Source organism: Micromonospora sp. LOL_015, from assembly GCF_048060275.1.
In the GTDB taxonomy this organism is placed as follows: domain Bacteria; phylum Actinomycetota; class Actinomycetes; order Mycobacteriales; family Micromonosporaceae; genus Micromonospora_E.
On record NZ_JBHMIO010000037.1, the window covers coordinates 1 to 21,030 of the forward strand.

Here is a 21,030-nt window from a genome sequence, read left to right on the forward strand (position 1 = left end):
CCGCAGACACAGCGTCGAAGGGCCGGACCCCGTACCCCGGGGTCCGGCCCTTCGACGTATGCCCAGGCCAGGTCAGCCGGGGCCGACCCCACCACCGGCGAACGGATCCGGCAGGTTGCGCCAGCCGGCCTCGCCGTCGGCGAGCTCGGCGTCGGTGAGCAGACAGGCCGCCAGCCGGCGGTGCAGGTCGACCGGATCGAAGTCGACGCCGACGAAGACCAGGTTGCTGTGCCGGTCGCCGTAGTACGGGTCCCAGTCCAGCGCGGCGGCCAGCCGGCGCTGCGGGCTGGCCTGCTCCCATTGCTCGTCCGGCAGGTCGACCAGCCAACGGCCGAGAGTGTGCAGGGTGAGGCCGCCGCCGGCGCACTCCCAGCCGATCACCGTCTCCGGCCGGTTGGCCAGCCAGAGGTGCCCACGGGACCGCAGCGGACCCGCCGTGACGTCGGCCAACGCGGCGTACAGCCGGGCGGGGTGCAGCGGGCGGCGGGCCCGGAACACTGCGGAGACGACGCCGCAGTCGGCGACCGGCTCGTGGACCCCGATCAGGTGACCCTCGACGCCACGGTCCAGGACCGCCGGCGTTTCCGGCCGGTGCCGGTCGGTGTGCCGCAGTTGGCCGGCGAGCCGGGTGGCCTCGATCGTCGGCTGGTCGCCGGCCCGTAGGTGCACCGCCCACGGGGCCATCCGGGACAGCAGCACACCAAGCCGGTGCGTCTCGAATGCCTGGTCGGTCGACCCGCCCCACAGCACGACCGTGTCGGCGTACTCAATCTGCCGGGCAATCACGTCGGCGAGCCGACGGTGGTCGCCGGGGGCGGCTGCGATACCCAGTCGACCCAGGTCGTCGGTGCTGGCCAGGCCGTCGAGCAGGTGGTCGGCGGCGACGACCGTGACGTACGAGTCGAACCGGACCAGGTCGCAGACCGGTCGCCCGGCCACCTGGCCGTGCGCGCAGGCGGCGGCGAGCGTCTCCGGTTCGACCACTTCGGGCAGGACCAGCACGATGTCCCGGCCGGGTCGGGCGGCGGCGAGCCGGACCAACGCGGTCGGCGCGTCCGCCCGCAGCGTGCAGCAGACACAGCCGTCGACGAGGTCGAGGCGGACGTCCTCGACCGAGCCGGTGCCGTCGCGGAGCACCCGGTGCGGGGCACCGTCGTGCGCGGGGCCGACGTCGTAGCGGACGACGAGCAGGGCCGGGTCGGCGGCGAGCAGGGTCCGGGCGACGGCCATCGTGGCGGCGGGCCAGAAACCGGACAGTACGGTGACCGCCGGGCGGGTGGTGGCGGCCCGGTGGGTGGTACGGCCGGCCGGAGCTGACGGTGACGGCATGCACGCCCCCTCGACTGAAATGAAAACGGTTGTCATTATAATCGAATGGACGCCACCCTTCGAGCCCACCTCGCGGACCTGCTGGAGCACCTGGCCGGCGAGCAGGTGCCAACCGGTGCCGACCGCCGCCCGGTCGCGGGACCGCCGGCCGGCCATCCCGTCGGGCACCCCGCACTACGGATCTACCCGGAGGCCAGGATGGTGCTGCTCGGAGCCGACGAGATCCGATTGACCCGTCGCGAGTTCGACCTGCTGCACTGCTTCGCCAGCTACCCTCGGCAGGTGTTCACCCGGGACCAGCTGCTCGACCGGGTCTGCGGGCACCGCCGCTCCGGGCCACGAAGTATCGATGTGCACATCCGCCGGTTGCGAGCCAAGCTCGGCGACGACCTCCCGGTGGTGCGGACCGTCCAAGGAGTGGGATACCGCCTGGACGGTGCTTTATCGGTTACCGTCGCCCGGCTGGCCGGCGCCGACGGCGCGATCGGCGGTCACATCGGCGACAGTCGGGTAACGTGGAGATTTGACTGATTGGTGGATGTCCGGCACGGTGGGGCGGTAGACGGCCGCTGACCGACCCAGTCCCTGGAGCTTCCGCCGCCCGCCCTGACCGCCCGCCGCGCACTGTCCGCCGCGCCGTCAGCCCCAAACCCGAGATTGCCGCTGAGTAGCCTCGCCGCGACAGCCATCACCTGTTTCCGGTAATTCCAACTTTTTATCAAGGAGTTGTCATGCTGACCATGACCGACAACGCGGTCTTCGTGATTCGCGAGATCACCACTCAGCAGCAGGCACCGGAGAGCGCCGGCCTGCGGATCTCGGCCGACCCGACCGCCGGATCGCTCACTCTGACCGTCGCCGAGCAGCCGATCGCGGGCGACCAGGTGGTGGATTCGTCCGGTGCCCGAGTCTTCCTCGACGCCGAAGCAGCCAACCTGCTGCAGGACAAGTCGCTCGACGCCGCAGTGGACGACGACGGCGGCGTGCGTTTCGGGATCGCCGAGCAGCCGGCCGGCTGAGCGACCAGGACGTCGCAGAGCCGTTGGCGGGCACCGTACCGACGGGTGTCCGCCAACGGCTGACCGGCCGTGATGGAAGGTCCACCCGGTCAGGTCCCTTGTAAACTCGCCGACAGCCTGCCTCGCGGTATCCGTCACGGACGATGAACCTGCGCCGGGCGGTCGACGACGGCGGCCAGTTCGGGCTGCTCAGCCCCGCCAGGCTCCAGCCGCTGGCCGAGGAGACCGGTCTGGTGCGGTCGCGGCGATTGGCTGCCCGCAGGCACAGGGCTACCGGTATGGCCGACCGCAGCCGGTGGCCCAGCTCCGCGAGCTGATCATCGCACGGTGGCTGGAACTTCCACATGCGAGCATGGTCATGTTGATCTGCCGTGGCTATGCTGGCAAGCCGTCGAATACGCCCGATCCGTGAGGGATACTACAGATGGTCGATGAATCCGCTGGCAGCTCGCGCCCGGTGCCCAGGTTGGACACCTCGGTGCCGCAGACGGCCCGGATCTGGAATCATTGGCTGGGCGGCAAGGACAACTACGCCGTCGACCGTGCGGTTGGTGACCAGATCAGGGCGGCGTTCCCGCAGATCGTGGAAAATGCCCGGCTCTCCCGGGGCTTCCTGGTCCGGTCGGTGCGTTACCTGACCGGGCAGGTCGGGATCCGGCAGTTCCTGGACATCGGCACCGGCCTGCCGACCGCCGACAACACCCACGAGGTAGCCCAGGCGGTGGCTCCGGAGACCCGGATCGTCTACGTCGACAACGACCCGCTGGTCCTGGTACACGCCCGGGCGTTGCTGACCAGCACGCCGCAAGGCGCAACCGACTACGTCGACGCCGACCTGCGCGACCCCGCGTCGATCCTGCGCGAAGCCGGCCGTACCCTCGATTTCAGCCAGCCGATCGGTCTGATGCTGATGGGCATCCTCGGGCACATCGCCTCCGACGACGAGGCCCGCGACATCGTGCGCAGCCTGCTCGATGTCCTGCCGTCCGGCAGCCACCTCGCGCTCTACGACGGTGGCGACACCAGCCCCGGGGTGGTCGAGGCCGCCCGGATCTGGAACCAGTCCGCAAACCCGCAGTACCATCTGCGCAGCCCGGATCGGATTGAACGGTTCCTTGACGGGCTTACTCTGGTGGAGCCGGGGGTGGTGTCGGTGACCCGGTGGCGGCCGGAGTCGGAGCAGGCACACATGCCCGTCATCGACCAGTACTGCGGCGTCGGCCGCAAGCCGTGAGCCGATGAGCGTCGTCGGGCACCAGGAGTACGCCGCCAGCGGACCGACGGTCCGCCGGATGCAGCTCGGTGCCCGGCTGCGCCGACTACGCGAGGCCAAGGGGATCAGCCGGGAGGACGCCGGCTGGACCATCCGGGCCTCCGAGTCGAAGATCAGTCGGATGGAGCTGGGCCGGGTCGGATTCAAGGAACGCGACGTGGACGACCTGCTCACCCTCTACGGCGTCGCCGACCACATGGAACGCGGCGAACTGATCACCCTCGCCCGGGAGACCAACCAGCCGGGCTGGTGGCATCCGTACGGCGACCTGCTGCCCACCTGGTTCCAGTACTACCTGGACCTGGAGTCGGCGGCCAGCCTGATCCGCACCTACGAGATCCAGTTCGTGCCGGGGCTGCTGCAGACCGAGGAGTACGCCCGCGCGGTCATCGACATCGGGTTCAGCGAGTCCGGTGTCCGTGAGATGGACCGGCGGGTCGAGCTGCGGATGGCCCGTAAGCGGGTGCTGGACCGGGCCGGCGCACCCCGCATCTGGGCGGTGGTCGACGAGGCGGTGCTGTGCCGGCCGATCGGCGGGACGCGGGTGCTGCGCGAGCAGATCGAGGCGCTCGCCGAGGCGAGCGAGCAGCCGGGCGTACGGCTGCAGGTGGTCCGGTTCCGCAGTGGCGGGCACGCCGCCGCAGGTGGGGCCTTCAGCATCCTGCGCTTCCCGGAGCAGGAACTGCCCGATGTGGTCTACCTGGAGCATCTGACCAGTGCGCTCTACCTGGACAAACGGGAAGAGGTCGACCGGTACGCGGCCGCCGTCGGGCGGCTGTTCATCGAAGCCGACCCGCCGGACCGGACCCGGGACGTGCTGCATCGCGCGTTGCGTGACCTGTGACGGTCACCGGCCGCCCGGACCGGACCGGCACACCCGGGGAGTAGAGGACACTCACCGGTGGGCCGTCCGGTGCCGGTAGCCCGCCGGCGGCGACCAGGTCGTCGGCCAGGTCGACCAGCTCGGCCCGGTGCGAAGGCCACTGCGGGTGCTCGTTTGGCAGGTAGCGGGTCGCGCCGTGGACCCGTTCGTGCAGCCCCCACCGGGCGGTGAGGAAATGCTCCAACGGGGTCGGCTCGGCGATCGGTACGCCGACCCGGGTGCCCGGCGGCAGCAGCGGAGCGACCACCGCCGGGTCCACCGGCCAGTGCAGGAACGCCAGGTCGTGCCAGCCCTGCACCAGGACCGGCCGGCGGACCGGGCGCGGTGCGGTGACGGTGACCGGCTCCGGCGGCGGCATCTCGGTACGGCTCATACGATCATCGTGACAGCCCAGCACACCCGTGGCCGCAGCCGACTGCGGCGAACCTGAGGAGCCGTACACGTGGCACGTGCCATCGCGACGAACACCCGCGTCGACCGGGCCGGCCTGGTCGACTTCCTGCGGACCCGGCACCGGGCGGTCCTGATCACCACCCGCGCCGACGGCCGCCCGCAGGCGTCCCCGGTCACCTGCGGGGTCGACACCGACGGCCGGCTGCTGGTCGCCACCTACCCGGACCGGGCGAAAGCGGTCAACATCCGCCGTGACCCGACGGTGTCCGCCTGCATCGTCTCTGACGACTGGAACGGACCGTGGGTGCAGCTCGACGGGGTGGCGGCGGTGATCGACATGCCGGACGCGCTGGACGGTCTCGTCGACTACTACCGTTGCGTCGCCGGCGAGCATCCGGACTGGGACGAGTACCGCGCGGCGATGCGCCGGCAGGACAAGTCGTTGATCCGGATGGTCGTGGACCGCTGGGGGCCGATCGCCACCGGCGGCTTCCCGCCGCGCCTCGCCGACGACTGACAGCGCAGCCCGGTCACTCGGACGGTTCGGGGAGGTCGCAGTCGATCTTCGGGTTGACGCCGATGTAGTTCAACGGTCCGGCGATCACCGTCACGATCGTGGTGCCGGCATGGGCACAGTTGGTGTCGTCGCGCTCGAAGTAGCCGCGTTGCACCGCCGCGACCACCCCGATGATCAGCCAGATGAGCACGATCACGCCGGAGATCGAACCGCCACGCATCACTGCCTCCTCAACTCGTCGACGCCGTACCGGCCCCGCCGCACCTGCCGGTGGCGGGATCCGGTCGGCGGATGGGCAACCAGGTACCCAGTGACGTCGCCGAGGTAACCGTCCTCACGGCCCGGCCCGCCGCCAGAACTGCCGGCGTCCGGCCTGCGGCACCCGCTCGTCGCGGATCACCACGTCGAGTCTGCCCAGTTCGGCGCGGAGCAGTCCGGCCTCTGCCCGGTCACCGCGCTCGACCGCCCGCTGCCGGGCCGACAACAGCGGATCCGCGCCGTCCGGCAGGTCGGGCAGGCCCGGCACCCACAGTCGGTACGCCGCCCGGTACGGGTCGCCGTCGGGCCGCCACGGGTAGCCGTGCCGGCGCAACGCCGCGCCGAGCCGCCCGGCCGGCAGGTCACCGGAGCAGAGCTCCTCGCTGCGGTGACCAAGCACCACCAGGCGGGCGCCGCCCAGGAAGACCGCGCCGACGGCGGTACGCGCAATGGCCACCCGGCGCTGCTCCTGCCGTACGGTCAACTCGTCGCGGTCGACCGTGACGAACAGTTGCTCGTCAGCGGCCATCCCGGCCAGCACCAGCCCGGCGAGCAGGCCGACCGCCGTACCACCGATCAGGGCCGGTAGCCACGGCAACGCGTCGATCAGCCGCAGTGGGCCGGCCAGCGGCACCCAGGCGAGGCCCAACGCCCAACCGGCGAACGGCTTCAGCGCCGCACCGAGCCCGGCACCGGCCGCGACCAACAGGGCCGGCACGCCGTACCGCTCGATCGCGCCCGGACCGACGACCACCCGGCCGCCGCCGAACGGATCAGGCGATGTCACGGCGCTCGATCCGCAGTATCCCGGCGACCAGCGGCAGCTCGGTGGTCAACGACAGGTCCAGCCACTGCGCCACCGGTCGCAGCCGCTCGACGACGCCGCCGAGGACCGTCCAGGCCGTCGGCAACAGCAGGAGCAGCACGATCGCGACCGCCGTCGCCCTGGTCGCGCTGCCCGCCGGGATCGCCATCGTGATCCTGCTGTTCAGCGTTGCGGTGCATCGCCCGTTCCCGGTCGCGGCGGCGGTGAACGCTGCGCACGTCGCTGTTGCGCCCGGGTACTACCTGCTCTACCCGGACCCGGACCCGGACCTGAAATTGCCGGGCGCGGTGCTGTTCACCGGGATCATCCTCGGCACCGTGCTGGCCTGGGCGATGTTCGTCCGGGCCCGCCGGCAGCTGATCGTGTCGCTGCGGGACCGGGCCCACCGGGCGGAGGCGGAGCAGCAGCTGCGGGTCGGCCACGCCCGGCAGCTGGAACGCACCCGGATCGCCCGGGAGATGCACGACGTGCTGGCCCACCGGATGTCGTTGCTCAGCCTGCACGCCGGGGCGCTGGAGTTCCGTCCGGACGCCTCCCGTGAGGAGATCGCCCGGGCCGCCGGGGTGATCCGGGTGACCGCACATCAGGCGTTGTAGGAGCTGCGTGAGGTGATCGGCGTGCTGCGGTCCGAGCCGCCGACGACCGGCGTCGTCGGCACCGGCCCGGGGCCGGGCGACCGACCGGCCGAACCACCCCAGCCGACCCTGGCCGACCTGCCGGCCGGGCTCGGCCGGGCCGCGTACCGGATCGTGCAGGAGGGTCTGACGAACGCCCGCAAGCATGCGCCGGGCGCGGCGGCGATCCCGGGAGCGGGGACCGGCCTGGTCGGACTGGCCGAACGTGCCAGCCTGGCCGGTGGACGGTTGAGCCACGGCCCGACCGAGTCCGGCGACTACCGGCTCGCCGCCTGGCTGCCGTGGCCGACGTGACCTCGGTGCGGGTACGACGACCCGCTGGTCCGGGCCGGCCTGTCGATGATCCTCGGCGGTGCGGCCGACCTGCTGGTGGCCGGCGAGGCCGGCGATGGCGGTGAGGTGCCGGCGGCGGTCGCCGCGTGCGTGCCGCACGTGGTCGTGCTGACCACGTTCGACGCCGACGAGTACGTGCTGCGCGCGCTGCGGGCGGGCGCCAGCGGTTTCCTGCTCAAGGACACCCCGCCGATGGAGATCGTCACCGCGGTCCGTCGGGTGCATGCCGGTGAGCCGATCCTCTCCCCGGCGGTCATCCGACGGTTGATCACCCACGTGGCGGGCCAGCCGCCGGCCCCGGCCGACGTGCGGCCGGGACCGGGCGCGGACCAGGTCAGGCGCCGGGACCGCGCCCGCCGGGTCCTCGACGGGCTGAGCCCGCGGGAACGCGACGTCGCCGTCGCGGTCGGCCAGGGGCGGTCGAGCGCGGAGATCGCCGCCGAGCTGTTCATGAGCGTCGCGACCGTCAAGGCGTACGTGTCGCGGCTGCTGTCCCGGCTGGAGCTGAACAACCGGGTGCAGATCGCCGTTCTGGTGCACGACGCCGACCTGACCTGAGTACGGGGTCGGCGGTCACGCGTCGAGGACCCGGCCGGCGAGGTCACCCCGGTCGAAGGAGACGAACACGTCGCCGAGCCGGTCCAGCAGGTACCGCCGTTCGTCGGCGGTGAGACCACCGACGAAGTCCTGCACCGTCTCGGCGATCACCGCGGTCTGCTGGTCGCCGCCACCGGTCAGCTTCGCGGCGACCTGTTCGAAGGTGTCGTCGAGCAGCGACGTCAACGCGTCCGGGTGGTGCATGAACCAGTAGGACCGGGCGGTCGCCGGGTCGGTGAGCACCTTGTCCCGCAGGTAGCCCATCTGCTCCTGCTCCAACTGCTGCCGCAGCCGCTGCATCCGCAGCTCCCGGGTGAGCTTGTCGACCGTCTTCGTGTCCTGCTCGGCCTGGGCGTCCACCGCCAGGCTGACCGTGCAGCTCAACAGCCGCAGGTGCGAGGCAGCCAGATCCATCTGCGGCAGCCGGGTGTTCAGCTCGGCCTCCAGCATGGTCCGCTCGGTGACCTTGCGAGTGGCGGCGATCCGGCGGGCCGCGTCCAACATGCACCAGCGGACCGTGGCGGCGGCCCGGTCATGCTGGCGCAACGGCTGCCACGCCGTGGCGAACGTGGCGACGAACTCGGTGCCGGGCAGCGCTGCCGGCAGCCGGTCGGTGAACACGTCCTGGTCCGGACCGGGCAGCACCGGTACGGGGTTGCTACGGAACACGTCGAAGAAACCGGGCATCACAACTCCTCGGCGGCACTGGGAAGCGGAGACGACAGCAGCGGCGCGGACCGCAGGCGGGCCGCGATCGGGTCCGCGCGGCGCAGCTGGTCGACGAGGTACCGGCGGAGTTCCGCCTGACGTGCCGGGTCGTCGGTGGCCGGCCAGGCGGTCAGCAGCGCGCGCAGCCGGGCCACCCGCCGGGCGGCGGCGGGACCGGCGGTGACGGTGCGGCCGAGGACGTGGGTGAGCGCGTCGACCAGCCCGGGGTCGGCCGCCGCGTCGTCGAACCACCGGTGCAGCAGGGTTTCGACGCCGCCCGGCAGCTGCCGGACGTCCAGCGCGCGGCCCAGCGCCACCCCGATCGCGTCCTGGACCACCGGAGTGGCCGCGACAAGCTCGGCGAGCACCCGGTCGGGCTGCCGGACCAGCGTCTGCGGCCCGGCGAGCTGGTCGGCCGGGCGGTGAGCCGGGTCGTCGGCCGGGTCGACCGGGCCGTTTGCCGAACCGTCGCCGGCCCGAGGCTGGTCCGGCCGGCCGAGTAGATTCAGCGCGACGGCGGCGAGCGCGGCCCGCCGGGGCTGGTCGTCGGCCAGCCAGTACGCCAACCGCAGCAGCACCGGCTGGCGCAGCGCCGGCCGCCGCCACAGTGCCGCCAGCGCGGTGAGCACCGCCTCGTCGACCTCGGCGATGTCGTGCCGGGCCAGGTGGCCCAGCCGGACCATCGCCTGTTCGACGTAGAAGTCGGCGAACTCGCCACCGCAGACCTCGGCCACCGCGATCAGCACGGCCGGGTTGCTGCTGCCCTGCGCCCAGCGGTAGAGCTGCTGGCGGACGGCGGCACCGATCTCGGGGCTGAGCGCGGCGATGCCCAGCACGTGCACCAGCGCGCCGCGCAGCCCGGCGCGTCGGCTCCAGGCCGGTGCCACCTGGCTGAGAATCTCGGGGGTACGCCGCCGGAGCGCGGTGTGCAGCACCAGCTCGGCGCTGCGGGTGGCGAACGCGCGGTCGACGGGACCGCGCCGCTGTCCGCCCCGCAGCGGCAGCTCGGACACCCACCGCCACAGTTCGCGTTGGAACGTGTCGGCCCGGTCGGTGATGACGAAGTCGAGCACCGCCTCGGCGTACCGGGCCCGGCGGTAGCGGACCGTGAGGTCGTCGTCGAGGTAGGCGTCGACGGCCTCGACGAGGGTGCGGACGCCGGCGTGTCCGAGGCCGGCCGGTGGCGCGTCGGTGCCGGCGAGCCGGGCGTCGAGCGCCTCGGCGGCGCCGAGTACCCGTCCCGCCGGGGCACCCTCCAACGCTGCGGCGGCGACCAGGAACGCCCGGTGGCGCGGGTCGGGATGGTGGTGGAACCAGGCGGTCAGCTCCACCTCCCAGTTGTGGTACGCCGAGACCAGCGCCTCGATCAGCTGCCGGCCGGCGTTGGATTCGGCGGTGACCGGCGGTCCGGCCGGGCCGGGCTGGGTGGTCAGCACGTCGGCGGCGAGCTGGGCCAGCCGGACCGCTTCGGCGGGTGACGCGTCGACCAGCAGCTCGGCGATCTGCGGCTGACCGGCCAGCCAGTCGAGCGCCAGATCCGGCCGGAGCTGACGCAGCCGCCGGCCGAGGACCAGGTCGGCGGGTGGCGCCGCCACCTGCAGCACCGGACCGTCGCGGACCGCGCCGAGCTGCTCCCAGGTCGTACCGGTGACGGTGACCGCGATGGCCGAACTCCGCCGGGCCAGGCTGTCGCAGTAGGCACCGATGTCCCGGGCGAAGCCGTACTGGATGTGCGGCGCGTGTTCGGGCAGTTCGAGCAGGTACGCGTAGCCCGGCGCGACCGGCAGCTCCGCGATGGTCAGCTGTTCGCCGCGGGCGGGGTCGAAGGTCGGCCGGATCTCCCGCAGCCGTAGCCCGGTGCCGTGCAGCAGCCGCAGCGCGGCCGTGTACCGCCCGGTCCCGGGGCCGCCGATCAGGATCACCCCGCCGCTGCGGCGGACCCGGGCGACCGCGGTCTCGGCGGTCAGCCGGTCGCCTGCGAGGGTGCGGTAGCCGGGGTCGACGAATCCGGCGAGCCGGTCCCGCACGTACTCCGCACTGAGCTCGTGGTAGTCCCGTACCCGCTGGACGTACTGGTGCAGACCGCCGTAGACGACGTTGGCGACCTGCCCGTCGTTGTGGTCGATGGTCACGGCGGCACCGGTGCCGCCGGCCGGCAGGTCGGGACCGCCGCCGCCGTCGAGGTCGTCCAGCGCGTCGAGGTCGTCGAGGTCCGGCAGGTCCCGGTCGGTACGGATCATCCGTGACGTCCCCCCCGGGACTGCCACATCCCACCGTTGACCTGGTTGGCCGCCTGCCCGGAGTTGCTGCGGATCCGCAGCTCGCCGGTCTGCGCGGGCTGTCGGCCGCCAGCGTTGCCGGTGGGTGTGCGCCCGCTGTCCGGTGTCGCCGGGTTGGCCGCTGACCCGGCAGCTGGTTCGGCCGTCGTCGGCTGCGGCGCGAACCGTGGCACCGCCAGTAGGCTGCCGGACGGCTCCGGCACGTACAGCCAGGCCTGCTGGCTGAAGCTCTTGCCCGGCACGGTCGCCGCGACCTCGATGAAATGGTCCGGATGCCGGCTGGTGTAGCCGGCCCGGACGACGTCGGTGAAGACCCGGTCGGACAGGATCGCCGCGACGTGGGTGATCGTCGGCTGGGCCGAGTCGAGCATGATCCGGACCGCGTCGGAGTCGAGCAGCCGGTGCGTCTCGTTGCGGGCGGTGCCGTTGCCGGCCCGCTCCGGCCGGTCGGGGTCGACCGGCAGCGGCCCGACATGCAGGCTGACACGCAGTCGGATGACCGGCTGGCCACGTGGGACACCGGCGTTGTGCTCGGCCAGCACGTGCTGCAGCACTGTCAGGAACGGGTGCACCAGGGCGGGGAGCAGCTGGGTCGGTACGCCGATCGCGAGCCCGTCGCCGCTGTCGCCGTAGAACAGTGGGTTCTGCCAGGCTTCGCCGATCGCCGCCGCCTCGAAGGCCTGCCGGACCAATTGGGGAATGAGCTGGTTGATGTCCTGATGGGTGCCGCCGGGCTCGGCGGTGAAACCTTTGGCGTCGACGGCGAGGATGCCCGTGTACGGCGGCAACTCCCGGGTCACGGTGAATGGCGGAGGTGAGACGACCACCGGTGCTCCTGTCGAGGTCGAGTTTCGTCGGCTCCGCATCGTGCCCTGGTTACCCGGCGTTTTCTGCCAACCAGTGGGCAACGCTGCCATCAATGGACCAAGGCGGTCGTCGGATGGCCGGTTCGCGACCCGGACCGAACTGATCGCGGTCCCGGCCCGACAATCGGTTTCCCGCCGTCTGCTGTTCGGTCGACAGGTATTCAGGCCGGCGGATGCTCAGGTCGACGAGTGGCTGCCGGACCGTGGTCCGCTGTATCCGATCCGGGCGAGCCGGCCGAGGTCGAGCAGCACGAACCGGCGGGGTGCGGTCGCGATCAACCGGTCGTCGCGGAACCGGGTGATCGCGGTCACCACCGCGTTGCGGGACGCCCCGATCAGCTGGGCCAGGCCGTCCTGAGAGAGGCCGAGGTCGAGCGAGGCCTGGTTCGGTCCGTCCGGTGTGGCCTTGGCGAGCCGGAGCAGCGCCCGGGCGAGCCGTTGCGGCACCGGCAGCGAGGCGATCTCCACCCGCTGTTCGTCGGATTCGCGCAGCCGGGCGTTGGTGTAGCGGCGCAGCGCGGGGTGCAGGTCGCGGTCGTCGACCAGCTTGAGGAACTGTTCGGTGGTCAGCTTCCGGGCGGTGACCGGGCGCAGTACCGAGACGCTGGCCGACCGGGGCGTGCCGTCCAGCGCCGCGATGTCACCGAGCAGATCCCCAGTAGACCGTACGGTCAGCATTGTTTCGCTGCCGGTGGCCTCGGTCCGGTACACCTTGACCGCACCGTTGAGCAGCACGAACACGTCGCGGCTCTGCTCGTCCTGGAGGAAGAGCCCATGCTTGCGGCCCAGCTGGACCGGCTGTCCGGCCTGTTGCAGTGCCTGCCAGTCGGCGGCGGTGACGTGATTGGTGAAGCTGACCCGGACCGGGTACGCGGCGGTCATGGGGACACCGTACCGATGTGGACCGAGCGGTGGGGATCACGGTGACGGATGTCCCGATGCGCCGGTCGGTCAATGCCGCTGAGCGGTCAATCCCGCTGGACGGCGTCCGGGTAGGCCAACAGGTAGTCGTCCAGTGTGCCGGTCCGTACCGCGTCGAACATCTCCAGGCTCTCCGGCGTGAGCCGTTCGGCCGCCGTACTGCTGAATCCGGCCGGATTGAACTCGCCGCCGTTGGTCTTCACCATGATGAGGTCGTTCGAGGTTATCCCGCGCAGGGTGAATACGAAATCGGCGATCGGGACGCCCCCGGTGTCCAGTACGAAGGCCTCGCCGGCCGCGGTGATTACCCGGTCGATCTTCGCCGGGTTGGTCAGTACGCCGGTACTGCTCGCCTCCTGCACCATGGCCTTCAGTAGCTGCCGCTGGTGACGCTGCCGGTCGTAGTCCCCGTTCGGCAGGCCGTAGCGCTGGCGGGAGTAGTCCAGCGCCTCCCAGCCGGCCATCCGCTTGCAGCCCTCCTCATGCCACAGTTCCTCGCCGCCACCGACCTCGCGGGCCTCGGCCAGCCAGGTGGGCTCGCCGTCGACCAGCCGCATGTGCTGCGACTTCACCCGCTGGTCGACGCACATCCGGACCCCGCCGAGCGCGTCGATGACGTCCCGGAAACCGCCGAAGTCGATGATCGCCGCGCCGTCGAACTCGATGCCGGTCAGGTCGTTGAGGGTGAGTGCGACGAGTTGCGCGCCGCCGGCCCGGCCGACTCCGTCGCGCGAGCCGGCCCGGAACACGTCGGTGATCTTCGACTCGCCGCCGGGGTATCCGCTTGGCTCGAACGCCGGTGCCTCGACCCAGGTGTCCCGGGGGACCGACACCAGGTACGCCTGGTCGTGGGTGGCCGGCACGTGCAGGATGATGATCGTATCGGAACGCATCTCGCCAGGCCGGCTGCCCCGTTCGTCCACGCCGAGCAGCAGCATGGTGATCGGGCCGTCCAGTGCCTCGCCGTCGGGCTCCTGTGGGACCTTCGCGGCACCGGCCAGCAGGTCCTGCTGCTGAATCCGACTCGTGTACCGGTCGATCAGCAGTTTGCCGCCGGCAACCGCAGTCGCGCTGGTCGCCATCAGCAGTGCGCCGACGGCGATGGTCAGCACCGCCCAGATCGGGGTGCGGCGGCCAGGTCGGGAGGCTGTCTGGGCGGGTGCGTCCGGTGCCGACATGCCGAGGCTCCAGTCGAGGGGTGACGAAGGGAGGACAGCTTTGTCTTACCCGAGAGATTATCGCGTCATGCTGCGAAACTGCTGAGAAGGTCCAGCTCAGCGCGACTATCCACTATGACTCATCGATGGCTGCCCGGTGCTTGACGCGATGGGCGTCGTTGCCTGGTTCTGGCATGGTGGTTGGGAGAGGGCCTACAGCGCGGTAGGGCGGCCGACTGACCGGTACAGGGGGTATAGGGTGGAAATCGACGGAGTCTTCTCGGCGCTTATCATCGGTCTCATCGTCGGAGCGCTCGGGCGGCTGGTCGTTCCGGGCAAACAGAAGCTGAAGATCTGGGTCACCCTGCTGATCGGTGTGGTGGCGGCGTTGCTCGGCACTCTGGTCGCCAGCCTGTTCGGGGTGGCCGAGACCCGGGGTGTCGACTGGATCGAGCTCGCGTTGCAGGTGGCGCTCGCCGCACTCGGCGTGGCGGCCATCTCCGGAGCGGCCGGCAAGCAGGGGTAGCAGTCGGCAGGTGGCAAGTCAGCGGGCGGAAAGTCAGCAGGGCCGGCCGGTCAGCCAGGTGCGTTCGATGGCCCCGAGATAGCGGGCCCGGTGCTCCTCGCGAGCCAGTGACCGCAACAGGAAGTCCATGTGGTCGCAGATTTCCCGCGCCCGCCGGACCGACTGGCAGGTTTGGTAGAGCACCGCGGCGTGCAGGTCGGCCTCGGCGTAGTTGCCGCGCAGTACCTCGTCGGTCCACCGGATCAACGACGCCCACATGGGCTTGATCTTGGCCCGTCGTTCGCTGGAGTCGAGCCGGCTGATGGCTTCGGCAGAACGGTCCCGGGCATGTGGCAGCGCCTGGCCGTGGGCGGCGAGCAGCGCCAGGAAGAACGGGGTCGAGACGAGTTCCTGGTCCAACCGGTTGGCCTGCTGATGGGCATCCCGGGCAGCGGTGAAGTCACCATTGTCGCGCAGCAGCAGCCCGAGGCAGTTCCAGTTCTGCGCGTCGTGCGGGCCGTGCTTCGTCGAGTTGCGGGCGTAGGCCAGCGCCCGGTCCGGCCGCGCGTAGCGGTGCAGCAGAGCCAGCGCCCGGTCGGCGGCGTCGGTCGGCAACCGGTGCGACATGGCGGTGGTCAGCTCCTGCTCGGCGGCGGCGTCCTCGCCGAGGTTGGTCAGCGATCGGCCCAGCCGGTAGCGCACCCGGGGGTTGCGCGGATCGAGTTCGACCGCCCGGCGCAGGCACTCCACCGCCTTCTCGTAGTAGCCCTCCCAGTACGCGGCCTCTCCCAGGTTGAACAGGTAGGAGACCTCGACCTGGGTGGTCAGCCGGTGATCGAAGTCGCTGAGCCGGGACCGCATGTCCTCGATCAGCAGGTGTACCTGCTCGGACTGGCGTTCGGCCCGGCCGACCGCCGTCTCCACCCGGCCGACCAGCGTGTCGGCCTGCTCGGAGAGGGTCTCCGCCTGGTCTATGGCCCGGTCGGCCTGTGCGACGATCTCCTCGGCGACCACCCGTTGGCGGTCGAGTTCCAGCCGGGCGCGGGCACCGGTGCGCCGGATGGTGCGCAGTTCACGGACACCGACGAAACCCGCGAAGACGAAGACCACCGTCAACGCAGTGACCAAAAGGGCAAAAGCCGCGATTATCCCACCGGACCAGGCGATCACCAGTTCGGCGATCTGGATCGGGTCGGGGGAGTCCGGCTCCATGTACCCAGAGTAACCGCCTTGTGTGCCCATTTGACTACACTGAGTGGTGGGAATCTGTCTCGGTCGGATGGTGTGGGCGTGGCGATCGGGTCACCCTGGTCATAAGCTGATCATCATGGATATGAAATTTTATCGATCTTCTGCGTTGGCTGGTCGGCGGGTCGCCGCGACGACGCTCGCCGCTACCGCGCTGGTGCTTTCCACAACCATGGCCCATGCCGCGCCGTACACCGACCCACACGCCGAGCCCGCCGACCTCGCCTCGGCGGCGACCTCGGCGGTCGCCGAGGTGCCGCTCGACCAACTCTCCGTCACCAGCACCCAGGTCGCCTTCGGGCTGCGACGACCGACCGCAATGGTGGCTCCGGACGACGGCAGCGGCCGGCTGTTCATCACCGAGAAGGCCGGCCGGGTGCGGGTCTACCATCCGGCCTCCGGCCTGGCCGAGACGGCTCTGCTGGACATCGGTGACCGGGTCGACACCTCCGGCAACGAACGTGGCCTGCTGGGCATCGCCACGTCCCCGGGATTCGCCGCCGACCCGGCGATCTACCTGGCATACACCGCGCTGCCCGACGGCGCGGTCACCCTGTCCCGGCTGCCGCTAAACGCCGCCGACCAGCAGCCGGTGCCGGCCGACCGGGAGGAGATCCTGCTCAGCCAGCCGCACGCCGAGTACGCCAACCACAATGGCGGGCAGCTTGTCTTCGGCCCGGACGGCCACCTCTACTGGAGCATCGGCGACGGCGGCGGCGCCGACGACGTGCTCGGCACCGGCCAGGACCTCGGTACCCTGCTCGGCAAGATCCTCCGACTGGACGTTTCGGCCGCCTGCGGCGACCTTGCGTACTGCGTACCGGCGGACAACCCGTTCGTCGGCGAAGCCGGCGCTCGTGCCGAAATCTGGGCGTACGGCCTGCGCAACCCGTGGCGGTTCTCGTTCGACTCGGCGGACGGCTCGCTGTGGATCGCCGACGTCGGACAGGGCAGCTACGAGGAGGTCAACCACCTGCGCGGGGTGGCCGGGGCCAACCTCGGCTGGTCCTGCCGGGAAGGTCCGGTCGAGTTCGACCCGCAGCGGTGCGACCCGGCGGCCGAGTACGTCGACCCGGTGTTCCACTACCAGACCTCGGTCGGCGGCTGCGCGGTGATCGGCGGCCACGTCTACCGGGGTAGCGAATCCGCCGCTACCGGCACCTACCTGGCCACCGACTACTGCTCGGCGACCGCGTACGCGATCCGGCCCGACGTGGACGGTGGGTACGACACGGCGGTCATCGGCGAGCTGCCGATCCAACCGACCACCCTCGCGGTGGCTGCGGACGGCGAGTTCTACCTCGCCAACGACCTGCCCGGCCAGCTGCACCGGATCACCTTCGAGGCCGACGAACCGGAGCCGGTCGCCGAGTGTCTGGTCGACTACCGGGTGGACAGCGACTGGGGGTCGGGCTTCACCGTGACGGTCGGCGTCAGCAACACCGGTGACGAGCCGATCAACGGCTGGTCGCTCGGTTGGTCGTTCGCCGGCGCACAGCGGGTAGCGGTCGCCTGGAACGCGGTGATCACCCAGGACGCGGCGACGGTGACCGCCACCAACGCCGCCTGGAACGCGTCGCTGCCCGCCGGCGGCCGGGTCGAGTTCGGCTTCCTCGGCAGCGGCGGCGCAGGTGCCGGACCGGCACCGGCCGGGTTCACCCTCAATGGCCTGCCCTGCGACCCGGCGCCGACGGTGGCCACCGGCTAGCAGCGGCTGACTGCCGGTCGTAACCAGTCGTAACCGGCAGGAGCCGATTGAAGCCGATTGGCGGCCTACACCGTCCCGGGGTGGGGGTACCGGTCGGGCTTGATGCCGCAGGTGCATCCTGCTGCATCTGCGGCATCAGTCCTGGCAGGTGCGGTCAGTTCAGTGGCCGGGCGACTACCGGCTCGCCGGGCGGGAACTCCTCCGGGTCGACCACGGCGATCGCCCCGCCGCCGAAAAAGCCATGGTTGACCAGGACCAGCCGGTGACAGTCCGGGTCACCGGTGCGGTCCGGCAACTGGCCGGCCAACGCCCGTACCTTGGTCGCGGACGTCTCGTCGAGGGTGAAGCCGTCCGGTCCCCACACCCCACGCACCTGGAAGAACTCCTGCTCGCTGCGCTGCACGTCGCCGTTGAGGACGATCATCCGGTCGGAGCCGGTCAGCGCGCTGGACGCCTCGTTCAGCCCCCACGCCGAGTACGTCGCGCTGCCGGACTCGGGTGCTTCGCCGATCCCGATCCCGGTGCACCCGGCGATCGACAGCACGGCGACGGCCGTCGCCAGCCAGGCGGCGAGCCGCACCGCGACGGCGCCATGCGCGATATGCCCGTGATGCCGTTTGGCAACCATTTCGTGATCGTCGCACACGCCAGCGGGCCCCGCTCGCTTGCCGGTCAGCCGCCCGCCGGCCGGGGCCTAACGCCCAGTTGGGCGCAGGCCTCCTGGTACATCCGGACCACTTCGCGGCGGACCTGGACCCGTTCGGTGAGCCGGTACGCGAACGGCACCCGGACCGGCACCTCGACGCCGGCCACGGTGGCGGCGAACTCGATGCCGTCGGCGTCCAGGCCGGTCATCCGGGCCGCCGTCGCCTGCGGGGCGCCACCCAGCGACCGGCAGATCAGCAACGAGTCGGCCGCGTGGTCGTCGTTCATGTGCCGCGCCACCTGGGCGACCACCTCGGCGGTGAACGGGCCGGTCACGCCGCCGACTCCATCGACTCCGGCGCCACCGGCTTCGGCTCCTGCTCCTGGCCCAGCTCGGCGAGGACCGCGGAGTTGTGCCGGTAGGCCACCGCCACCTCGCCGACCAGAGCCGCTTCGGCGGTGACGTCCAGCGGCAGGGCGTCCAGCCGGGCCCGGTACGCGTTCTTGTATCCGCGCGGATCGTCAATGCCGGCGAAGTGGTAGAACGCCACGCCACCCTCCTCGGTCAGCTCGTACGTCTGCGCCACCTGACGGCCGATGAACAACCCGCCGGACAGGTCACCGAGGTACCGGGTGTAGTGGTGGGCGATGAACGCTGGCGCGAAGGTGAAACAGACCTCCTGCATCCGGGCGACGTAGCGGCGGGTCGCCAGGCTCGGGGCGATCCAGCCGGCCCAGTCCGGGCCGAGCAGGTACGCCAGGTCGGCCTCCAACGCCGGCAACCGGGTCAACCGGTCGTCGACGAAACCGCCGGCCAGCGGATCCTCGCGCATCGCTTCGGCCGCCTCCTCCAGCACCTGGTAGATGAAATAGTGCTGGGCGACCAGGTCGGCGTACCGCCGCCGGGGCAGCTCCCCGGCAACCAGCGCGGAGACGTACCGCTGGGACTCGGCCGCCTGGTGGTCCTGCCAACTTGCCGCCCGCAGCCGGGCAGAGAAGGTGTCACTCATGTCGGGGTTCCTTTCCTTGCCGGGTCGGGTGCGGCCGTCGCGGGACGACCAGCGGGAGTCGGGTCTCGGGGTGCGGCAACACCTCGATGTCGTGCCGGTACACCTCGCTGAGCAGCGCACCGGTGAGGACCTGGTCGGGTGGTCCGACGGCCCGCAGCCGACCGGCCGACAGCAACGCGATCCGGTCCGCGTACGCGCCGGCCAGACCGAGGTCGTGCAGCACCACCACGACGGCGTCACCGGCGGCGGCCCGCTGCCGGGCGAGCCGCAGCACCAGCTCCTGGTGGTGCAGGTCGAGCGCGGCGGTCGGTTCGTCGAGCAGCAGCGCGGCGGCCCGCTGGGCCAGCACCCGGGCCAACGCGGCGCGGGCCTGCTCACCGCCGGACAGCGAGGTGAAGGTACGGCCCGCGAACTGCGCCACGTCGGTGGCGGCCAGGCACTCGTCGACGATCGGATCGTCGGATTCCTCGGCGGGCAGTCCGGCCCAGGGCGCCCGGCCCATCCGGACCACCTCGGCGACGGTGAACGGGAAGGACAGCACGCTGCGCTGGGTCAGCACCGCCCGACGCAGCGCCAGCTCGGTCGAGGTCCAGGCGGACTGCGGCGCGCCGTCGACCCTGATCGTGCCGCCGGCCGCCGCGACGTCGCCGCCGATGGCGGCGAGCAGAGTCGACTTGCCGGCACCGTTGGGACCGACCAGGGCGACCACCTCGCCAGTGTGAACCACCAGGTCGACCTGGTCGAGCACCGCCCGCCCGCCGAGTTCGACCCGCAGCCGGTCGATCTCGATCAGCGCGGCGCCGGCCGGCCGGGTGGCCGGCACCCGGACGGGCCTGCGCCGGCCGAGCAGCCGTGCCGGCGGCGGGCTCATCCCCAACCTCCGGCCTGGCGCCGGGTACGGCGCAGCAGCCAGAAGAAGGCCGGTCCACCGACCACTGCGGTGAGCACCCCGAGCGGCAGTTCCTGGTACTCGACCAGGGTCCGGGCGGCCAGATCGGCGGCGATCACCACCACCGCCCCGCCGAGCGCGCTGGCCGGTAGCAGCACCCGGTGCCCGGGTCCGGCGACCATCCGGACCAGGTGTGGCACCACCAGACCGATGAAGCTGATCACGCCGGTGAAGGCCACCGCGGCGGCACCGAGCAGCGCGGTGACGACGATCATGCGTACCCGGAGCCGTTCCACGTCCACCCCGAGGTGACGTGCGGAGCGTTCGCCGAGGGCGAGCAGGTCCAGCTTGCCGGCCGAGGCGAGTGCGGCGGTCAGCCCGACGACCAGGCAGGGCAAGGCGACCGTCACCGCGTTCCAGTTGGCCTGGGCCAGGCTGCCGAGGTTCCAGAAGGCGATCGCCTGCACCCCTGCCGCGTCGGTCACGAACATCAGCAGACCGATCGCGGCACCGGCGACGGCGTTGACCGCGATGCCGGTGAGTACCAGGGTGACCACCTCGGTACGTCCGTCGGCGCGGGACAACGCGTACACCAGGTAGGTGGTGGCCAGCCCGCCGGCGAACGCGGCGGCGGCCAATGTCCAGCCGCCGAGCGTGGAGATTCCGGTGACGATGGCCAGTGCGGCGCCGACCGCCGCACCCGAGGAGACCCCGATGACCCCGGGTTCGGCCAGCGGGTTGCCGAAGATGCCCTGCATGACGGCGCCGGCGCAGCCGAGCGACGCGCCGACGATTCCGGCCAGGACGACTCGGGGGAACCGGACGATCCACAGCGCGTTCTCGCCGTGCGGTGCGGCCGGCAGCGCGCCGATCTCCAGACCGAGCCGGTGCAGTACCGAGGCGACCACCTCGGCCGGGGCGATCTGCACCTGTCCGGAGCCGGCGGCGACCACGCCGACGACGAGCAGCGTGCCGGCGAGGCCGGTGAGCAGCAGCGGCCGGCGGTTGGCGAGTACCGGGGCGGTCACGCC

General features: G+C 71.5%; 24 protein-coding genes and 1 pseudogene. 9 read left to right on the forward strand and 16 right to left on the reverse strand.

What is annotated here, in order from left to right; genetic code table 11:
* Window positions 1–72: 72 nt before the first annotated feature.
* Window positions 73–1,329, reverse strand: coding sequence for a CobW family GTP-binding protein (locus tag ACFHWU_RS23220; protein ID WP_416591564.1), 1,257 nt, complete (start codon window positions 1,327–1,329; stop codon window positions 73–75).
* A gap of 45 nt (window positions 1,330–1,374) precedes the next feature.
* Here ACFHWU_RS23220 and ACFHWU_RS23225 point away from each other — a divergent pair, with 45 nt between their 5' ends.
* The 4 genes from ACFHWU_RS23225 (at window position 1,375) to ACFHWU_RS23240 (ending at window position 4,465) form a co-directional block, all read left to right on the forward strand.
* Window positions 1,375–1,860 carry a winged helix-turn-helix domain-containing protein gene (locus ACFHWU_RS23225; protein WP_416591565.1) on the forward strand — a complete coding sequence of 162 codons (486 nt, stop codon included), beginning with the start codon at window positions 1,375–1,377 and terminating at the stop codon, window positions 1,858–1,860.
* 200 nt (window positions 1,861–2,060) lie between these two features.
* A complete protein-coding gene (locus ACFHWU_RS23230; protein WP_123603598.1) occupies window positions 2,061–2,348 on the forward strand; it encodes a HesB/IscA family protein in 288 nt (95 codons plus the stop codon).
* Window positions 2,349–2,772: 424 nt separating this feature from the next.
* Window positions 2,773–3,582, forward strand: a complete 810-nt coding sequence (locus ACFHWU_RS23235; RefSeq protein WP_416591566.1) for an SAM-dependent methyltransferase — start codon at window positions 2,773–2,775, stop codon at window positions 3,580–3,582.
* A gap of 4 nt (window positions 3,583–3,586) precedes the next feature.
* The gene (locus ACFHWU_RS23240; protein WP_416552109.1) at window positions 3,587–4,465 is read left to right on the forward strand and encodes a helix-turn-helix domain-containing protein; all 879 of its coding nucleotides are present in this window, start codon (window positions 3,587–3,589) and stop codon (window positions 4,463–4,465) included.
* Here ACFHWU_RS23240 and ACFHWU_RS23245 read toward each other — a convergent pair.
* The gene (locus ACFHWU_RS23245; protein WP_416552110.1) at window positions 4,401–4,877 is read right to left on the reverse strand and encodes a DUF2071 domain-containing protein; all 477 of its coding nucleotides are present in this window, start codon (window positions 4,875–4,877) and stop codon (window positions 4,401–4,403) included. The two genes, ACFHWU_RS23240 and ACFHWU_RS23245, sit on opposite strands and share 65 nt — an antisense overlap.
* Window positions 4,878–4,946: 69 nt before the next feature.
* On the opposite strand from ACFHWU_RS23245, the gene ACFHWU_RS23250 reads away from it, so the two are divergent.
* A complete protein-coding gene (locus ACFHWU_RS23250; protein WP_416552111.1) occupies window positions 4,947–5,414 on the forward strand; it encodes a PPOX class F420-dependent oxidoreductase in 468 nt (155 codons plus the stop codon).
* Between the two features lie 13 nt (window positions 5,415–5,427).
* Here the strand turns inward: ACFHWU_RS23250 and ACFHWU_RS23255 are convergent, their stop codons facing one another.
* From ACFHWU_RS23255 to ACFHWU_RS23265, 3 genes are all read right to left on the reverse strand, one after another.
* On the reverse strand, window positions 5,428–5,634 hold the full coding sequence (locus ACFHWU_RS23255; RefSeq protein WP_416552112.1) for a hypothetical protein: 207 nt from the start codon (window positions 5,632–5,634) through the stop codon (window positions 5,428–5,430).
* A gap of 114 nt (window positions 5,635–5,748) precedes the next feature.
* Window positions 5,749–6,459, reverse strand: a complete 711-nt coding sequence (locus ACFHWU_RS23260; RefSeq protein ID WP_416591567.1) for a hypothetical protein — start codon at window positions 6,457–6,459, stop codon at window positions 5,749–5,751.
* Window positions 6,446–6,646, reverse strand: coding sequence for a hypothetical protein (locus ACFHWU_RS23265; protein WP_416552377.1), 201 nt, complete (start codon window positions 6,644–6,646; stop codon window positions 6,446–6,448). The genes ACFHWU_RS23260 and ACFHWU_RS23265 overlap by 14 nt, the downstream gene beginning before the upstream one ends.
* Here ACFHWU_RS23265 and ACFHWU_RS23270 point away from each other — a divergent pair.
* Both ACFHWU_RS23270 and ACFHWU_RS23275 read left to right on the forward strand, forming a co-directional pair.
* Window positions 6,612–7,427: pseudogene (locus ACFHWU_RS23270) on the forward strand (sensor histidine kinase); the annotation flags it as partial. The gene ACFHWU_RS23265 and the pseudogene ACFHWU_RS23270 sit on opposite strands and share 35 nt — an antisense overlap.
* A gap of 45 nt (window positions 7,428–7,472) precedes the next feature.
* On the forward strand, window positions 7,473–8,024 hold the full coding sequence (locus ACFHWU_RS23275) for a LuxR C-terminal-related transcriptional regulator (protein WP_416591568.1): 552 nt from the start codon (window positions 7,473–7,475) through the stop codon (window positions 8,022–8,024).
* Between the two features lie 15 nt (window positions 8,025–8,039).
* Here the strand turns inward: ACFHWU_RS23275 and ACFHWU_RS23280 are convergent, their stop codons facing one another.
* The 5 genes from ACFHWU_RS23280 to ACFHWU_RS23300 form a co-directional block, all read right to left on the reverse strand.
* Window positions 8,040–8,750 carry a hypothetical protein gene (locus ACFHWU_RS23280; RefSeq protein ID WP_416591569.1) on the reverse strand — a complete coding sequence of 237 codons (711 nt, stop codon included), beginning with the start codon at window positions 8,748–8,750 and terminating at the stop codon, window positions 8,040–8,042.
* A complete protein-coding gene (locus ACFHWU_RS23285) occupies window positions 8,750–11,011 on the reverse strand; it encodes a hypothetical protein (RefSeq protein ID WP_416591570.1) in 2,262 nt (753 codons plus the stop codon). The genes ACFHWU_RS23280 and ACFHWU_RS23285 overlap by 1 nt, the downstream gene beginning before the upstream one ends.
* Entirely contained in the window at window positions 11,008–11,877 is an 870-nt protein-coding gene (locus ACFHWU_RS23290) for a hypothetical protein (protein WP_416552116.1), read from the reverse strand. The genes ACFHWU_RS23285 and ACFHWU_RS23290 overlap by 4 nt, the downstream gene beginning before the upstream one ends.
* A 216-nt stretch (window positions 11,878–12,093) precedes the next feature.
* Entirely contained in the window at window positions 12,094–12,798 is a 705-nt protein-coding gene (locus tag ACFHWU_RS23295) for a Crp/Fnr family transcriptional regulator (protein WP_416591571.1), read from the reverse strand.
* 86 nt (window positions 12,799–12,884) lie between these two features.
* Window positions 12,885–14,015: an LCP family protein gene (locus tag ACFHWU_RS23300; RefSeq protein ID WP_416591572.1), complete on the reverse strand. Its 1,131-nt coding sequence runs from the start codon at window positions 14,013–14,015 to the stop codon at window positions 12,885–12,887.
* Between the two features lie 238 nt (window positions 14,016–14,253).
* On the opposite strand from ACFHWU_RS23300, the gene ACFHWU_RS23305 reads away from it, so the two are divergent.
* On the forward strand, window positions 14,254–14,520 hold the full coding sequence (locus ACFHWU_RS23305) for a GlsB/YeaQ/YmgE family stress response membrane protein (protein ID WP_416552119.1): 267 nt from the start codon (window positions 14,254–14,256) through the stop codon (window positions 14,518–14,520).
* A gap of 33 nt (window positions 14,521–14,553) precedes the next feature.
* Here ACFHWU_RS23305 and ACFHWU_RS23310 read toward each other — a convergent pair whose 3' ends face one another.
* The gene (locus ACFHWU_RS23310; protein ID WP_416591573.1) at window positions 14,554–15,711 is read right to left on the reverse strand and encodes a tetratricopeptide repeat protein; all 1,158 of its coding nucleotides are present in this window, start codon (window positions 15,709–15,711) and stop codon (window positions 14,554–14,556) included.
* A gap of 121 nt (window positions 15,712–15,832) precedes the next feature.
* On the opposite strand from ACFHWU_RS23310, the gene ACFHWU_RS23315 reads away from it, so the two are divergent.
* Window positions 15,833–17,455: a PQQ-dependent sugar dehydrogenase gene (locus ACFHWU_RS23315; RefSeq protein ID WP_416591574.1), complete on the forward strand. Its 1,623-nt coding sequence runs from the start codon at window positions 15,833–15,835 to the stop codon at window positions 17,453–17,455.
* Window positions 17,456–17,609: 154 nt separating this feature from the next.
* On the opposite strand, the gene ACFHWU_RS23320 is transcribed toward ACFHWU_RS23315, so the two are convergent.
* From ACFHWU_RS23320 to ACFHWU_RS23340, 5 genes are read right to left on the reverse strand one after another with little or no spacing between them, the layout of a single operon-like run.
* Complete coding sequence (locus ACFHWU_RS23320; protein WP_278174184.1) at window positions 17,610–18,083, reverse strand: hypothetical protein; 474 nt, start codon at window positions 18,081–18,083, stop codon at window positions 17,610–17,612.
* 44 nt (window positions 18,084–18,127) lie between these two features.
* A complete protein-coding gene (locus ACFHWU_RS23325; RefSeq protein WP_416591575.1) occupies window positions 18,128–18,436 on the reverse strand; it encodes a DUF2470 domain-containing protein in 309 nt (102 codons plus the stop codon).
* Window positions 18,433–19,110 (reverse strand): heme oxygenase (biliverdin-producing), encoded by a 678-nt coding sequence (locus tag ACFHWU_RS23330; protein WP_416591576.1) that lies wholly within the window; start codon window positions 19,108–19,110, stop codon window positions 18,433–18,435. The genes ACFHWU_RS23325 and ACFHWU_RS23330 overlap by 4 nt, the downstream gene beginning before the upstream one ends.
* Complete coding sequence (locus ACFHWU_RS23335; RefSeq protein ID WP_416591577.1) at window positions 19,103–19,981, reverse strand: heme ABC transporter ATP-binding protein; 879 nt, start codon at window positions 19,979–19,981, stop codon at window positions 19,103–19,105. The genes ACFHWU_RS23330 and ACFHWU_RS23335 overlap by 8 nt, the downstream gene beginning before the upstream one ends.
* Complete coding sequence (locus ACFHWU_RS23340) at window positions 19,978–21,027, reverse strand: FecCD family ABC transporter permease (protein ID WP_416591578.1); 1,050 nt, start codon at window positions 21,025–21,027, stop codon at window positions 19,978–19,980. The genes ACFHWU_RS23335 and ACFHWU_RS23340 overlap by 4 nt, the downstream gene beginning before the upstream one ends.
* Window positions 21,028–21,030 lie beyond the last annotated feature (3 nt).

Excerpts from the sequence above, each read along its gene's own strand:
- ACFHWU_RS23235 (WP_416591566.1), top strand. The coding sequence starts at position 2,773 with ATGGTCGATGAATCCGCTGGCAGCTCGCGCCCGGTGCCCAGGTTGGAC.
- ACFHWU_RS23230 (WP_123603598.1), top strand. The coding sequence starts at position 2,061 with ATGCTGACCATGACCGACAACGCGGTCTTCGTGATTCGCGAGATCACC.
- ACFHWU_RS23255 (WP_416552112.1), bottom strand. The coding sequence starts at position 5,634 with ATGCGTGGCGGTTCGATCTCCGGCGTGATCGTGCTCATCTGGCTGATC.
- ACFHWU_RS23310 (WP_416591573.1), bottom strand. The coding sequence starts at position 15,711 with ATGGAGCCGGACTCCCCCGACCCGATCCAGATCGCCGAACTGGTGATC.
- ACFHWU_RS23285 (WP_416591570.1), bottom strand. The coding sequence starts at position 11,011 with ATGATCCGTACCGACCGGGACCTGCCGGACCTCGACGACCTCGACGCG.
- ACFHWU_RS23220 (WP_416591564.1), bottom strand. The coding sequence starts at position 1,329 with ATGCCGTCACCGTCAGCTCCGGCCGGCCGTACCACCCACCGGGCCGCC.
- ACFHWU_RS23315 (WP_416591574.1), top strand. The coding sequence starts at position 15,833 with ATGAAATTTTATCGATCTTCTGCGTTGGCTGGTCGGCGGGTCGCCGCG.
- ACFHWU_RS23300 (WP_416591572.1), bottom strand. The coding sequence starts at position 14,015 with ATGTCGGCACCGGACGCACCCGCCCAGACAGCCTCCCGACCTGGCCGC.
- ACFHWU_RS23265 (WP_416552377.1), bottom strand. The coding sequence starts at position 6,646 with ATGGCGATCCCGGCGGGCAGCGCGACCAGGGCGACGGCGGTCGCGATC.
- ACFHWU_RS23245 (WP_416552110.1), bottom strand. The coding sequence starts at position 4,877 with ATGAGCCGTACCGAGATGCCGCCGCCGGAGCCGGTCACCGTCACCGCA.
- ACFHWU_RS23280 (WP_416591569.1), bottom strand. The coding sequence starts at position 8,750 with ATGCCCGGTTTCTTCGACGTGTTCCGTAGCAACCCCGTACCGGTGCTG.
- ACFHWU_RS23295 (WP_416591571.1), bottom strand. The coding sequence starts at position 12,798 with ATGACCGCCGCGTACCCGGTCCGGGTCAGCTTCACCAATCACGTCACC.
- ACFHWU_RS23225 (WP_416591565.1), top strand. The coding sequence starts at position 1,375 with ATGGACGCCACCCTTCGAGCCCACCTCGCGGACCTGCTGGAGCACCTG.
- ACFHWU_RS23275 (WP_416591568.1), top strand. The coding sequence starts at position 7,473 with ATGATCCTCGGCGGTGCGGCCGACCTGCTGGTGGCCGGCGAGGCCGGC.
- ACFHWU_RS23240 (WP_416552109.1), top strand. The coding sequence starts at position 3,587 with ATGAGCGTCGTCGGGCACCAGGAGTACGCCGCCAGCGGACCGACGGTC.
- ACFHWU_RS23335 (WP_416591577.1), bottom strand. The coding sequence starts at position 19,981 with ATGAGCCCGCCGCCGGCACGGCTGCTCGGCCGGCGCAGGCCCGTCCGG.
- ACFHWU_RS23330 (WP_416591576.1), bottom strand. The coding sequence starts at position 19,110 with ATGAGTGACACCTTCTCTGCCCGGCTGCGGGCGGCAAGTTGGCAGGAC.
- ACFHWU_RS23320 (WP_278174184.1), bottom strand. The coding sequence starts at position 18,083 with ATGGTTGCCAAACGGCATCACGGGCATATCGCGCATGGCGCCGTCGCG.